Here is a 13,973-nt window from a genome sequence, read left to right as displayed (position 1 = left end):
GCGACCCACGTGGGCGCGCACCACACCGACCCACAATGAGGGCATCTGACCCTCCGGTGCGGAGTCGTGGACGGCGAGGAGGAGTCCGCCGCCGTGGTGGACCAGACGCTCCCATACGATCGGGTGCGGGCCGGTGAACAAGCCAGAGACGAGCAGCGTGGGCTCCTCGCGGGGCCCGGACCGTTCGATGAGGACCCACCGGCGAGCCGTCAGGTCCGCGGTGATGCCCTCCAGCACCGGCACCGCGCCCATCCCTGGTTCCCACCGCACCAAGCCGAGCTGCTCGAGTGCCTCGCCGCGCCAGTCAGTGGCCTCACTGAGCGCTACCGCCAGACCGGGCAGGCCGAGCTCTCTGCCGTTCAGCCGTCGCCCCGTCACGACACCGGCGCCCCGCCCGTGCTGCGGCGGTGAGAAAGCGACGCCGCTTCCACGGACGCCGGGCTCACCGAAGGCGAAGGCCGCGCCTGACCTGCAAGGCTTGGCGACTCATCCTCGGCGGCAGGCCAGTTGTCACCGGTGTGGTTCTCGTGGCCGATCGCCCGCCAGAGCCACGCCTCAACGAGCGGGGCCAGGAGCAGCATGCTGACGAGGCAGACGGCCAAGATGAGCACCACGACCAGCCCGCCCAGGTCCGGCACCGCTCACTCCGTCGCGCACTCGGCGCACACCGCCGGCTCGCTGCCCACGGTGCTGACCAGCTGGCTGTGGTGGTGAACCAGGAAGCACCGGGTGCAGGTGAACTCGTCCTTCTGTTTCGGGACGACTTGGACGGTGAGTTCCTCACCGGACAGATCGGCCCCAGGAAGCTCAAATGTCTCCGCGAGGAGCAGGTCCTCGTCATCATCGATCGTGGCCACGCTCGGCTCACGCCCCGGCATCTCCGCCACCGGCGTCTCGGTCAGGTCCTCATCCGTCTCGCGCGGCGCGTCATAGTCTCTGGCCATCCCCTACCGCCCCTTCTGAATGCCCTTTCTACAACCCCTCTATGCATCCCAAACCGATTGTCCCATCGAGTGGAATCAAGTGCGGTATCAACGCATAGCGCGACGACATCCGAGACCGCCGCAATAGATAGCAAGGACTTCCGGACGCCCAGCAGCTGATCGGCGCACGAAGTCAATCACCGGCGGCCATAGCGGTTTAAGTCGGTGGTTGTAGACCCACGCACTGCCGACGGGACGCTGGTCACCTGGAGGTCCCCTCCGACGCCAGTCGGATCGACATCGGTAAGGTCTTCCTCGCTGTGCGGAACGGGTGGTGCGGCAGGGGCGGGCAGCGTCCCTCGGCCTTGACCGGCTCTTCATAATTGAGGGTGTAGTCGGGGTCTGAAGCCTCCGGTCTCGAGCAGTGATCTGGCGATGGTATGTCGACCTCGGGGTTATGTTGACCGGCTCGGTGAGCGCCCAGGCGGGGCAGGGGTGAATGGTTGAGCCGGTCAACATAACCATTGGCTCTGGAGTCGGGGTTCGCTTGATCTGACCGGGGCGGTCGCTGGGATCGCTCGGCTTCAGGTCGAGGAGGACCGAGATGGTGGTTCATCGTGATCAGCGCCGCGCCGACGTGCGGGATGTGCTGGATGAGTTCGAGAGGTGGCTGCTCCAAGAGCGATCAGCGCAGGAGTGCACGGCTGCCGCGTACACGGCTCGCGTCGCAGCATTCGTGGAGTGGCTGCCCGCGCCGGTCGAGGAGTCGCTGCGGAAGCTGACCGCGGCGATGCTGATCGAGTGGGTGGACCTGGAAGCAGCGCGTGGGCTGAAGGCATCGACGTTGGGCAAGCAGCTGGTGATGCTGCGCTCGTTTCTGCAGTACGCTCACCGCTCCGGTCGGATGGGACAGGACCTGTCCGGGGTGGTGCCGCACGCGGCGGCGTGGCGACTCTCATCGATTCCGGACCCGGTGCCGGCGGGCACGATCGAGGCACTGTTCGACACTCTCGATCTGCGTTCACCGAAAGGGCTGCGTGACCGGGCGATCCTGCTGCTTCTTACCGGGCTCGGGCTGCGCGCTTGTGAGATCGCCGGCCTTCGGCTCGACGACATCGGCTGGCGCACCGGAAGCCTACGCATCCGGGGCAAGGGCGACCGTGTCGATGAGCTCCCACTGCCCGACGAGGTCGGCCACGCCTTGGAGGATTACGTGCTCCACGGCCGCGGCGGCAGGGTCCAGGGCGAGGAGGTGTTCTGGACGGTCATCGATCCGGTCCAGCCACTGAGCGCCAACGGTGTCTGCGGGACGATCCGGCAAATCTGCATCAAGGCCGGGGTGGAGAAGTTCGGCCCACACCGGCTGCGGCACACGTTCGCGACCGGGATGCTCGCCACTGGGGCGACGTTGCAGGAGGTCCAGGGGCTGCTACGCCACGCGCATCTACGCACGACCGCGCTCTACGCCAAGGTCGACAAGAACCGGCTCACCGCTCTCGCACCCGAATGGCCGGCGGCCGCGTCATTGGGCAGGTGTCCACGATGAGCGGGTTGCGCGATCTGATGGACGGTTACCTGGCGACCCGGCGGGCACTCGGGTTCAAGCTCGTCGCGCCAGGCAAGACTCTGGATGCGTTCGTCGGCTGGATGGAAGACGCCGGTGAGCCCACGATCCGCCGGGATCTGGCGACCGCGTGGGCAGCACAGTTCTCCCGCGGCACGGTGCTGGAGCGACTGAACTATGTCCGCCAGTTCGCCGAGCATGTCGCCTGGTTCGACCCCGCGACCGAGGTCCCCGTCCTGGACGGACGACCCTACGGCGCTCATCGTCCTCGCCCGCGGATCTTCACCGACCAGCAGATCGACACGCTGCTGGTCGCGGCAGGCTGACCCCACGAGTCCGGGCGGCTTCCTGGCAAACGCTACTCGGACTGCTGACGGTGACGGGGATGCGGATCAGCGAAGCGAGGAACCTCAACGACGACGACATCACCATCGACGACGATGCCGGTGATGGCAGCGGTTGGGTGCGGGTCACGGACACGAAGTTCGGCAAGTCCCGCCTCGTCCCACTCCGCCCGACGACGATGACCGCGATCCGCAGGTATCGGCGGCTACGGGATCGGACGTTCCCGGTCCCGAAGACGACCGCGGTGTTTGTCGCCCGCCGAGGCACCCGGATCGCCCGCTCAACCGCGGGGAACACGTTCCGAGAGATCCGCGAGGCCGCTGGCTTGGCCGGCGGGCCGACCGAGCCGGCCGCCCGGCTGCACGACTTCCGGCACTCGTTCGCGACGAACACCCTGATCGGGCACATCCGAACCGGCGGCGATGTCGACGCGATGATGCCGGTGCTGTCGGCGTTCCTCGGACACGTCGGCCCGGAGGCGACCTACTGGTATCTGTCGAACACTCCCGAACTGGCGGCTGCTCTCGCGGAGCGCATCCAAGCGAGAGGGGGCGGTGATGAGTGACCTCGCGCCGTTGCTGCAACGGTTCTTCACCGACAAGCTCGACCGGCATCTGGATGCCAGCCCGCACACGAAAGCCGCCTACGCCGACACGTTCCGGCTCCTACTGACCTACGCTGAGCGGGCCACCGGGATCGCGCCATCGGCGTTGACGCTGGCCGATCTCGACGCAGACCTGATCGGCGGGTTCCTCCAGCACCTGGAAACCGAGCGCGGGAACTCCGTCGCGACCCGCAACGCCCGCCGGGCGGCGCTGCGGTCGTTCTTCACCTACGCCAGCTACCGGGCACCTGACGCGATCGCCACGATCAGCCAGGTCCTCGCGATCCCCGCGAAACGGGCTCATCACAATCCACGGTGTAGTGGGGGTGTGATGGTGGCTGGTGTGTCGGTCACCGGGTAGGGGTCGAGGTCTTCCGAGGATGGGGGTTCTCACACCAACCCATCGGGAAGACCTCGACGTGCCTGACGCTACCTTCGCGACCCCTGACCTGACCACCTTCTGCCGGCTCGACGAGCTGGGCCTGGTTGCGGTTGGTCAACGACTCGAGCCTGGACGGGCGGTGATCGCTTGTCAGGTTGTCGAGCCGGACGACTGGTGCCACCGCTGCGGCCAGCATGGTGTGTTGCGGGACACGGTGGTGCGTCGGCTCGCTCACGAACCGCTCGGGTGGCGGCCGACCCTGCTGGAGGTGCTCGTCCGCCGGTACCGGTGCGCCGACTGCGCTCATGTGTGGCGCCAGGACACGAGCCGGGCCGCGGAGGCCAAGACCCGACTGTCGCGCCGCGGGCTGCGGTGGGCGTTGGAAGGGATCGTGGTGCGCCACCTCACCGTGGCCCGGATCGCCGAAGGCTTGGACATCAGCTGGAACACAGCGAACGACGCGGTGCTCGCCGAGGGTAAGCGGGTGCTGATCAACAACCCGCACCGGTTCGACAAGGTGACCACGATCGGCGTGGATGAGCACGTGTGGCGGCACACCCGTCGCGGCGAGAAGTACGTGACCGTGATCATCGACCTGACGCCGGCAAGGACGAACAGTGGACCGGTCAGGTTGCTGGACATGGTCGAGGGCCGCTCCAAGAGCGTGTTCAAGCAGTGGTTGTCTGAGCGTGACCAGGCGTGGCGCGACCGGGTGGAGGTCGTCGCGATGGACGGCTTCACCGGATTCAAGACCGCCACCACCGAGGAGTTGCCTGATGCGGTCGCGGTGATGGACCCCTTCCATGTCGTGAGGCTCGCCGGCGACGCCCTCGACCGGTGCCGCCGTCGAATCCAACAGGATCTGCACGGCCACCGCGGCCGTGCCGGCGACCCGCTCTACTCGGCCCGGCGAACCCTGCACACCGGAGCATCGCTGCTCACCGACAAACAGAAGACCCGGCTTGACGCCCTGTTCGCTGACGAGGCGCACACCGAACTTGAGGTCACCTGGGCGGCCTACCAACGCATGGTCACCGCCTACCGCGACCCCGACCCTGCTCGCGGCCGAGACCTCATGAACAAGCTCATCGCCAGCCTCGCCAGCGGCGTCCCAGCAGCGCTGGTCGAACTCCGCACACTGGGCCGCACGCTGAAGCAGCGGGCGGTCGACGTGCTGGCCTACTTCGACCGGCCCGGCACCAGCAACGGTCCCACAGAGGCGATCAATGGCCGCCTCGAGCACCTCCGCGGATCAGCCCTCGGCTTCCGCAACCTCACCCACTATGTCGCCAGATCCCTCCTCGAAACCGGCGGGTTCAGACCTCAGCTACACCGTGGATTATGATGAGCCGGTATTCACAGATGCCCATCGTGCGCTCTGTCAGGCACAAGCCGGGTCAGGCCGCTTCGCCGGCGGAGGCTGCGTCCCATCCCTCAAAGATGATGGATCCCCAGTGGAGGCAGGGGTACCGGCTCGTTGCCGAAAACGGCCTCTTGTTCGATCTGCAGGTTGCCTGGTGGCACATGCGGGAGGCCGTGGACCTCGCGCGCAGCTACCCGCAGCAAACCATCATCGTCAACCACGCGGCGCTTCCGTCGGACAGGTCCCCGGAGATGATGCAGGGCTGAAGCAGGGCCGTCCACGAGCTTGCGGCGTGTCAGAACACCGTGATGAAGATCTCGGGCATCGGGTTGCCGAGCGTGCCGTGGCGGGCGGAGAACAACCGACTGATCGTGGAGACGCTGTTCGAGGCTTTCGGATCCCAACGAATCATGTTCGCTTCGAACTTCCCGGTGGACTCCCTGTGCGGATCCTATGACGACATCTTCGGAGGATTCCTGGAGATCTCCCGGGACTGGTCTCCCGATGAACAGAGCGATGCATTCATCGGGACCGCGGTGAGGACGTATGGGCTCGAAGAATCGTTGCTGTCGCGGGTGGCAGCCCCCGCCCGGGCGTATGGCACCGAAACTTCGAGGCCGTGAGCCATTGAACACATGATCCCGATGGGGCCACGGATTGTGGCCCACGCGTCGGGAACGCATCAATTCCCACAAGACCAACAGGTCGGACCATTGGCGGTTCGGCTCCCTCTCATCCAGCAATGACGCTTTGAGGTGAAACATGAATACATCGAACGCACAGGAGCTGCCGCGCGCAGTTGACCTATCAATGTTGATCGAGCCACATTGGCGCTTCGGCCCCGAGTTCGGGGAGAAGGAGCTGGAAAAACCCCACTTCACCTTCCACTCAACCCTCCTGCGCATGGCTGCCCACGCCTTTTCGCATTGCGACGCGCCGTTCCATGTATCACCCGACATGGAGACCATCGACGAGATGGGCCTGGACAGGTTCTTTGGTCCGGCGCGGATGGTCGATGTCTCGGGACACGGGGATCGGGCCGCGCTGGGGGAGAAGGAGCTGAGGGAGGGCGGAGCCGCAGCGCTTCAGCCGGGAGAAATCGCCCTGATCAGGTCTGACCACGAGCTGCGACACCCGACGACCACCCCCCAGTACTGGGTTGATTCGCCGTGGATCACTGCCGGGGGAGCTCGCTTCCTCCTGGACTGCGGAATCAAGGCAGTGGGATTCGACTTCCCCCAGGACCGGGGAATTCGCGAGGACTACGACCCTGATTTCGTGCCGAGCACTGACCCGGTCGAGGACTGGGCCTGTCACTCCGTCCTCCTGACCCAGGGGGTGGTTCAGATCGAATACCTCTGCAACCTTCGCAATGTGCACGCCGAGAACTTTGACCTGTTTGCCCTCCCCCTCAAGATCAAGCATTCCGACGGCGGGCCAGCTCGCGTGGTGGCGATCGAAAGTGCAGGGGATCGTCATGAGCAATGACAAAATGGAGTTGACTGATCGGGCCCGTGCGGGAAGTACCAATCGTCGATGGACCCGGCTGATCCCAGTCATCCTGGTCATATACATCATCGCCTACATCGACCGGGTGAACATTGGGTTCGGTATGGGCCAGATCCGCGAGAGCCTGCACATGGATGCGGCCCAGGGCGGGTTCGCGGCGGGCATCTTCTTCATCGGCTACCTGGTGCTCCAGGTGCCCGGCGGCTACCTCGCCCAGAAATGGAGTGCCAGAAAGGTCGTCTTCTGCCTCATGCTGGGGTGGGGACTGTGCGCAATCCTTGCTGGATTCGTGGCGAACTATGGACAGCTGCTCACCGCCCGGTTCATGCTCGGGGTCTTCGAGGGAGGCGTGCAGCCGGCACTCATGGTGCTGATCAATCGTTGGTTCCCCAAGAGTGAGAAGGGAAGGGCGTTTTCACTGTTCATCATGCACAACCCGATCGCCACGGTCATTACTGCACCCCTGGCCGGTCTGATCCTGATGCACGGCTCGTGGCGCGAGCTCTTCGTCATCCAGGGGCTGCTGCCCCTGCTCATCGGCGTCGGGCTGTGGCTCTGGGTGGCGGCGGATGACCCCGCCGAAGCGCGCTGGCTCTCGGCGCAGGAAGCGCAGGAGATCGCGACCCTCAAGGCAGCCGATGGTGACGACTCGGCCGCGTCCAACTGGCGTGCTGCCGTGAAGTCACCGTATGTGTGGTTGCTCGCCCTGATGGGGATGTTGGTGTGGTTGGGGTTCTACGGCCTCCAGCTGTGGCTGCCGACGCTCCTCAAGACAGTATTCAAGGGTGAACTCACCGTCGGGCTCGTCGCCGCGATTCCCCCGATCTGTGCGGCCGCAGCGATCTGGATCAATGGGCGGGGTGCCGACAGGGATGGTCGGTACAACGTGCGGGTCGCGGTGCCGCTGATCGTTGGCGGCGTCATCCTGGCGACCTCAACCCTCATCACCGCCAACCAGCCATGGCTCGTCGTGTTGGCCCTTGCCGCCGCGACCGCCTGCCAGCTGAGCTTCTTCGGTCCCTATTGGACGATGAACTCCACGCTGGTCCGGCCCGAAGCCGTGGGTGCCGGTTTCGGGATCATCAACGGCATCGGAAACCTCGGAGGCCTGTTGGGGCCCTATGTGGGTGGCTGGATCCAGGACACCACGGGATCGCTGGCCCTGGCATCGGTGTTCTTCGGCTGTTCGGTGATCCTCGCCGGAATCATGGCGCTGGCCCTGCGCGGGGCGGTTCGCCGTCGCGTCAGTGCGGATTCCTAGGCATGGTCGACGTCGTCCGACGGCCCTGCCCGCTGGTGTCAGTCGGTGGGGTTGCCGGCGGCGTCGGTCGCCCGCTTGGTGAGGCTTGCAAGGTGGACGTCCAGGGCCTCACGGGCGGCGGCGGCATCGAGTGTGCGCACCGCATTGAGGATTGCCGCGTGTTCCGCGAGTGCGACGGGCGCGTCCGTGGTGCCCATGGCATTGGTCTGCCGCATTCGGTGAAAGCTGAAGGACAGGGAGTTGACCGCGCGGCTGATATAGCGGTTGTGCGAGTGGTCCAGGATCGTCTGGTGGAAGGCCCAATCGGCGGCGTAGTACTCGTGGATCCGATGCTGGTCGTGCAGGGCCCCTGATCCCTCGAGGGCCCTTGCGGCGCGGGCGTGCTCTTCGTACGCCGCGTCCAGGTCGGGGAGCAGGTCCTCCGCGTGCCTCATGGCGCGCTCAATGGCACCATCCTCAAGCACCAGGCGGGTATCCAACAGCTCAAGCATCTGCTCAAGGGACAGCGGGGGCGCCACTCGATATCCCCGGTTCGCCGCCCGATGGACCAGACCCGTGTGCTCCAGGCGGGCCAGCGCCTCGCGGATGGGGGTGGGTGAAATGCGCAACTGGCGTGCCAACGGGTCGATGCCCAGGGCCGTATCAGGTGCGAGCTCGCCGGATGTGAGCTTGTCGAGCAGCAGGTCGTAGACATCGTCGACCAGTGCGCGCGAGCGCAGAGGCGTCAATTGATCGATGCGAGCTGACTGCGAATCCACAGTCGCAAGGCTAGCGGTTTGGCTCCTCTGGATGATCGTGACCTCTCGTGGCATGCGGATGGGCAGGGAGATGGTGCCTGCTCGGGGCTGGTCGACGCCACATGCGCGCATGTGCCCCCGATTCGGCCGGAGCGGCGGGCAACTAACCTAGAAACCCCAAGCAGCGGCGCAGCGGTGTTCCCACCCAGCGCTGCATCCTATATGATGTAGCGAATCGAACCCGGGGTGTGAGCCCCGCAGACATTTCGGAGCAGAACGATGACGTATCTGGTCAATGATCCCAAGCAGTTCGCCGCCGACAGCCTGACCGGCATGGTGGCGGCCAACGAGGACTACCTCACAGAGGTACATGGCGGGGTGACCCGCGCCACCGACAGCCCGCAGGGCGAGGTCGCCGTGATCGTGGGCGGCGGGTCGGGCCATTACCCGGCCTTCGCCGGCTGGGTCGGCCCCGGCATGGCCCATGGCGCCGTCTGCGGCAATATCTTCGCCTCACCCTCCGCCTCGCAGGTGGAGTCGGTGGTGCGCGCCTCCGACCACGGCGGCGGCGCGGTGCTGCTGTTCGGCAACTATGCCGGTGACCGCCTGCAGTTCGGCGCGGCACAATCCCCCCTGGGTGCCGACGGCATCGACACCCGCATCGTCACCATCTCCGACGACATCGCCTCCGACACCCCCCAGAACTGGAAGGACCGCCGCGGCATCGCCGGCGACCTGTTCGTGGTGAAGGCCGCCTGCGCCGCAGCCGCCGCCGGACGCGACCTGGACGCCGTCGAGGCCGCCGCCAACAAGGCCAACGAGGCCACCCGGTCAATGGGCGTCGCCTTCACCGGCTGCACCCTGCCCGGCGCTGACGAGCCCCTGTTCACCGTGCCGGAGGGCGAATACGCCCTGGGCCTGGGCATCCACGGCGAGCCCGGCATCTCCAGCCACAAGATGGACACCGCCGAGGGCATCGCGACGCTGTTGGTCGAACGCGTCCTCGCCGAGGAACCCACCCGCACCGCCGGCGGCTACGACGGCCACGTTGCCGTGCTGGTCAACGGCCTGGGCGCCACCAAGTACGAAGAGCTGTTCGTGCTCTACGGCACCGTGAAGAAGCTGCTCACCGAGCACGGACTCACGATCGTGCACCCCATCGTCGGCGAGCAGGTGACATCGCTCGACATGGCCGGGGTCTCCCTGTCCCTGATGTACCTCGACCCCGACCTCGAGGAACTGTGGCTCGCCCCCGGCGACTCGCCCGCCTACAAGACCGGCAGCGTCACCGCCGGTCAGCGCCGCGAGGTCGTCGCCCATGACGAGAAGGTGGCCATCCGGGCCGGCAGCCCCGAATCCGCCGCGCAGGCCGAGGAGCTGCTGCCGCTGCTGCAGGCCCTCGCGGACATGTCGAGCGCCAACGAGGCGTCGCTGGGCAAGCTCGACTCCATCGCCGGCGACGGCGACCACGGCCAGGGCATGGTGCTGGGCAGCACCGCGGCACTGAAGGCCGCAAAGCAGGCAGTTGCCGCCCATGCCGGCACGTCCACCCTGTTCGACGTGGCCGGCGCCGCCTGGTCCGAGGGCGCCGGCGGCACCTCGGGGGCCCTGTGGGGCGCCGCACTGCGCGAACTCGGCACGATGCTCTCCGACGACCAGGCCGCCACGGACGACCGTCTCGGCCGCGCCGCCATCGCCGCCGCCCGCCGCTTCGCCCAACTCGGCGAGGCGCGTCCCGGCGACAAGACGATGGTGGACGCCACAGCTCCGTTCGCCGACGAGCTCACCGCGCGGCTGGACGCCGGCGATGACCTCGCCACGGCCTGGGCCGCCGCCGCGAAGGCCGCCACCAAGGGCGCGGAATCCACCGCCGACATGGTGGCCCGCAAGGGGCGCGCCCGCACGCACGGCACGGCCTCGCTGGGCCATCAGGACCCCGGCGCGGTCTCGTTCGCGCTGCTCATGTCGGGATTGGCCGACCGGCTCGCGAACAGCTGATAATCACGCGAAGGGTTGTCGCGCCCGGCCCCGGTCGGGCGCGACACCCCCCGCATCGTCGATGAGGAGAATGCATGCTCTGGGTTGGAACCAGCTGGAAGATGAATGGCACGCGCGCGTCGTCACGCACCTATGTGGAGGCGCTCAAGCAGGCCGACCACAGCGCATGGGGCGGGGTGCAGGCCTTCATCATCCCGCCGGCCACCGTGCTGGCCGAGGTCAGCAAGCTGCTCGGCCCCGACTCCGATGTGCTGCTGGGCGCGCAGAACGCGCACTGGGCCGACGCCGGCGCATGGACCGGCGAGGTCTCCGTGCCGCAGGTCGCCGACGCCGGGGCACAACTGGTCGAGGTGGGCCACTCCGAGCGTCGCGCCAACTTCGGTGACACCGACGAGGTGGTCAACAAGAAGGTGCGCGCGATCATCGGTCACGGCCTGCGTCCCGTGCTGTGCGTGGGCGAATCCCAGGAGGTCTTCGACGCCGGCGACTCGGTGAAGTTCATCACCGATCAGGCCGATTCCGCGCTGGAGGGCGTCGACCCCTCGTCGGTGGTCCTGGCCTACGAGCCCATCTGGGCGATCGGCGAGCACGGACGCGAACCGCAGCGCGACGACCTCCTGCGTGCCTTCGACGCACTGCAGTCGCGCTACGGCGACGCGGTGACCGCAGTGATCTACGGCGGCTCCGCGAATCCGGGCAATGCCCGCGAGCTGTTGGGGATCCCCGGCGTGGAGGGCCTGTTCATCGGGCGCGCCGCCTGGACCGGCCCCGGCTATGTGCAGATGCTCGGCATCGCCGGCGAGGTGGCCCGCGCCCACCAGGGATGATGTGATGTCGGGCCAGTGACCCCGGCCCGACCGAAATCCGGTTGCGTGCCTTGGATAGCCTGAGCCCACAACCGGCAGCCGGGGCGGACGCTGGCAGCAGCACTCACCCGCCCGGCGTCGGCGGGCGATTCGAGGGACGAACACTGAGGGGCAACACGGCAATGAGCGTCAGCAGTTCTCACAACGGTGTCGAGAAGCGCCATCTGGAAGGCCAGAAGGAACGCCAGCTCGCCATCGCCGAGATGGTGATCAAGCAGGGCACCATCAGCGTGGAGGACCTTGCCGCGCTCACCGGCGTCTCGTCCATGACGATCTACCGCGACGTCGCCTCGCTGGAGGAGAGCGGCGTGCTGCAACGCCACCGCGGCCAGGTGGTGGCGGTCGCCAGCGGCTTGCACGAGGCCGACGCCGAGTTCCGGGTGGAACAGAGCTCCCAGGAGAAGCAGTGGGTGGCGGCCAAGGCCGGCCAGCTGGTCACCCCGAGCAGCTCGATCATGCTCGACGATTCCTCGTCGGCGGTGTGGCTGTTGCGTTCCCTGGCCGACCTGTCGTCGGTGTCGGTGGTGACCAACTCGCTGCTGGTCGCCAATGAGGTGGCCGAGAACCGTTCGACGAAGCTGTTCGTCACCGGCGGCGAATACCAGGCCTGGGCGCACGCGCTGATGGGTCCCACCGTCGTGCAGAATGTGCGCGCCATGCACGCCGACATCTGCTTCCTGTCGGCCTCGGGTATCTCCGACCTGGCCTGCTTCCACCCCTACCAGGAGGTGGTTGAGGTGAAGCGAGCCATGTTGGAATCCGCCGAGGTGCGGGTGCTGCTGCTCGACCACACCAAGTTCCACCGGCGCGCCCTGTTCAAGTTCGCCGACCTCACCGAGTTCGACCATGTGGTGCTCGACTCGGGCACCCCGCAAGCCCAGATCGACGAGCTGACCGACGCCGGGGTGCAGCTGATGATTGCCGACGACCCGCGTCAGGGGTCGTCGCTCTGAGTGTGACCACCCAACGACCATGACCCATCCGGGCGGGTGTTCGTCCGGAGGCGCTGTGCACAGGGGACGGTGCCGCCGAGGGATCGACGCTGGGGGGTGACGGGGCCCGGCACATGGCCGGTGCCCCTGATCACCGATTCCGGATCAGCCGGCCGGACGCACGGACAGGTAGTCGACATTCGCGCCGGGACGCATCTCAAGGGCCAGTGCCACCGTCCGGGCGACATCGGCCGCGTGAAGGTACTTCTCCGGCTGGTACGTGCCGCCGAGCAGCTCCTGCATGGTCACCTGCATATCGGTGTCCACGGGGCCGGGATGGATCGAGGTCACCCGCACCTGGCCGCGTTCCTCGTCGCGCAGGCCGTTGGTGACGGCCACCAGCGCATGCTTCGTGGCCGAATAGGCGGACTGGTTGGCGCGGGTGTGGAAACCCGAGCCCGAGTTGATGGCAATCACCTGGCCGTGCGACGCGCGCAGCTGGGGCAGCAGCTTCGACGTCAGCGCCGCCACCGCCACCACATTGATCTCGAACAGGTCGCGCCAGGCCTGGGGGTCCATCTCGGCGATCGGGCCCACCACGATGCCGCCGGCAGAATGCACCAGCGCGTCGAGTTGGCCCACGCGGGCGGCCGCGTCGGCCATGGCGGCGTCGTCGGTGAGGTCGACCACGAAGGGCTCGGCGCTGGGTAGCGAGGCCACCAGCTCATTGACGGTGTCGGCATGCGTGCCGCCCACCAGGATGTGCCAGCCCTCGGCCAGCTCTTCGGCGATGGCCCGGCCGATGCCGCGGGTCGCCCCGGTGATGAGAACCGATCTGCGTTCAGTCATGGCCCAACCCTAACGAAGCCGGCTCCGGCCCGAGGTGGCCCTGAGTGGTCACCTGTGCGGCGTCATTGCCGCACAACTGCCCACCCAGCGACGAATCAGCGCGGCGCCGGGCGTGGCGTCCGGTGCCGAGGACAGCCCGAAGGTAGGGATGGGGAGGACCTTTGCAGGGTAGACGACGTAAAGGTCCTCCCCATCTTCCGAAACCTGCATCGCGCCGGATGCGGACGACCGGAACCGGGTGTCCGGACGACGGAGCTGCGGATGAACCCGCCCGCAGTGGTCGTTCGGGACGGGATGCGCCCTTGGATGGTCACCTGTGCGGCGTCATTCCCGCACAACTGCCCACTGAGAGCTTAGGCCTGGTCCATGGTGTCCACAGCGAGCTCGGGGGGCTCGACGCCCGCCCCCCGACCCCCGGGCGCCTGTCCCACCCGGAGCAGATGGCCAGAGCGCTCCAACAAAGGGGAACGCGCGCGCCCGCGCGCGACGGGCCCCGGGTGGTCACGTGGTCGGGGTCATGAAAGACCTCCGCGCGCGCCCGCGCGCGACGGGCCCAGGGCCACCGCGTCGTCACCCTCGAGGGCCAATCCCACCCCGGGGTGGCGGTGTGAACCGGGCATGTGAATACTGGTGCCCGGGC

Annotated in this window: 15 protein-coding genes and 1 pseudogene; 12 read left to right on the top strand and 4 right to left on the bottom strand. The window is 67.2% G+C overall.

Features of this window, described 5'->3' with window-relative positions; translation table 11 throughout:
* Positions 1-374 precede the first annotated feature (374 nt).
* A complete protein-coding gene (locus RM25_RS10560; protein ID WP_044636450.1) occupies positions 375-638 on the bottom strand; it encodes a hypothetical protein in 264 nt (87 codons plus the stop codon).
* Between the two features lie 3 nt (positions 639-641).
* The gene (locus RM25_RS10555; protein WP_013162095.1) at positions 642-944 is read right to left on the bottom strand and encodes a DUF4193 domain-containing protein; all 303 of its coding nucleotides are present in this window, start codon (positions 942-944) and stop codon (positions 642-644) included.
* 583 nt (positions 945-1,527) lie between these two features.
* Here RM25_RS10555 and RM25_RS10550 point away from each other — a divergent pair.
* From RM25_RS10550 to RM25_RS10520, 9 genes and pseudogenes are all read left to right on the top strand, one after another.
* On the top strand, positions 1,528-2,469 hold the full coding sequence (locus RM25_RS10550) for a tyrosine-type recombinase/integrase (protein ID WP_052809198.1): 942 nt from the start codon (positions 1,528-1,530) through the stop codon (positions 2,467-2,469).
* Positions 2,466-2,813: a site-specific integrase gene (locus RM25_RS12075; RefSeq protein WP_129931493.1), complete on the top strand. Its 348-nt coding sequence runs from the start codon at positions 2,466-2,468 to the stop codon at positions 2,811-2,813. Before RM25_RS10550 ends, RM25_RS12075 begins: the two co-directional genes overlap by 4 nt.
* Entirely contained in the window at positions 2,810-3,397 is a 588-nt protein-coding gene (locus RM25_RS12070) for a tyrosine-type recombinase/integrase (RefSeq protein WP_255753398.1), read from the top strand. The genes RM25_RS12075 and RM25_RS12070 overlap by 4 nt, the downstream gene beginning before the upstream one ends.
* Positions 3,390-3,797, top strand: a complete 408-nt coding sequence (locus RM25_RS10540; RefSeq protein ID WP_052809196.1) for a site-specific integrase — start codon at positions 3,390-3,392, stop codon at positions 3,795-3,797. Before RM25_RS12070 ends, RM25_RS10540 begins: the two co-directional genes overlap by 8 nt.
* Positions 3,798-3,855: 58 nt before the next feature.
* Entirely contained in the window at positions 3,856-5,163 is a 1,308-nt protein-coding gene (locus RM25_RS10535) for an ISL3-like element ISPfr6 family transposase (RefSeq protein WP_013162114.1), read from the top strand.
* A gap of 149 nt (positions 5,164-5,312) precedes the next feature.
* A complete protein-coding gene (locus RM25_RS13320; protein ID WP_257009030.1) occupies positions 5,313-5,447 on the top strand; it encodes a hypothetical protein in 135 nt (44 codons plus the stop codon).
* Between the two features lie 18 nt (positions 5,448-5,465).
* Positions 5,466-5,804, top strand: a pseudogene (locus tag RM25_RS12060) (amidohydrolase family protein); the annotation flags it as partial.
* A 187-nt stretch (positions 5,805-5,991) separates the two neighbouring features.
* Positions 5,992-6,669 carry a cyclase family protein gene (locus RM25_RS10525; protein ID WP_230845490.1) on the top strand — a complete coding sequence of 226 codons (678 nt, stop codon included), beginning with the start codon at positions 5,992-5,994 and terminating at the stop codon, positions 6,667-6,669.
* A complete protein-coding gene (locus tag RM25_RS10520; protein WP_196485083.1) occupies positions 6,659-7,951 on the top strand; it encodes an MFS transporter in 1,293 nt (430 codons plus the stop codon). The genes RM25_RS10525 and RM25_RS10520 overlap by 11 nt, the downstream gene beginning before the upstream one ends.
* Positions 7,952-7,989: 38 nt before the next feature.
* On the opposite strand, the gene RM25_RS10515 is transcribed toward RM25_RS10520, so the two are convergent.
* The gene (locus RM25_RS10515; RefSeq protein WP_013162082.1) at positions 7,990-8,709 is read right to left on the bottom strand and encodes a GntR family transcriptional regulator; all 720 of its coding nucleotides are present in this window, start codon (positions 8,707-8,709) and stop codon (positions 7,990-7,992) included.
* 258 nt (positions 8,710-8,967) lie between these two features.
* On the opposite strand from RM25_RS10515, the gene RM25_RS10510 reads away from it, so the two are divergent.
* From RM25_RS10510 to RM25_RS10500, 3 genes are all read left to right on the top strand, one after another.
* Complete coding sequence (locus RM25_RS10510) at positions 8,968-10,686, top strand: dihydroxyacetone kinase family protein (protein ID WP_044636447.1); 1,719 nt, start codon at positions 8,968-8,970, stop codon at positions 10,684-10,686.
* A 74-nt stretch (positions 10,687-10,760) separates the two neighbouring features.
* The gene (locus RM25_RS10505) at positions 10,761-11,513 is read left to right on the top strand and encodes a triose-phosphate isomerase (RefSeq protein WP_044636446.1); all 753 of its coding nucleotides are present in this window, start codon (positions 10,761-10,763) and stop codon (positions 11,511-11,513) included.
* Between the two features lie 161 nt (positions 11,514-11,674).
* The gene (locus tag RM25_RS10500; protein ID WP_044636445.1) at positions 11,675-12,505 is read left to right on the top strand and encodes a DeoR/GlpR family DNA-binding transcription regulator; all 831 of its coding nucleotides are present in this window, start codon (positions 11,675-11,677) and stop codon (positions 12,503-12,505) included.
* A 144-nt stretch (positions 12,506-12,649) separates the two neighbouring features.
* On the opposite strand, the gene RM25_RS10495 is transcribed toward RM25_RS10500, so the two are convergent.
* Positions 12,650-13,333: an SDR family oxidoreductase gene (locus RM25_RS10495; RefSeq protein ID WP_044636444.1), complete on the bottom strand. Its 684-nt coding sequence runs from the start codon at positions 13,331-13,333 to the stop codon at positions 12,650-12,652.
* Between the last annotated feature and the right edge of the window lie 640 nt (positions 13,334-13,973).

Source organism: Propionibacterium freudenreichii subsp. freudenreichii, assembly GCF_000940845.1.
GTDB lineage: Bacteria > Actinomycetota > Actinomycetes > Propionibacteriales > Propionibacteriaceae > Propionibacterium > Propionibacterium freudenreichii.
Note: the sequence above shows the minus strand (reverse complement) of the source record. Positions and strands in the feature narration are given on the sequence as shown.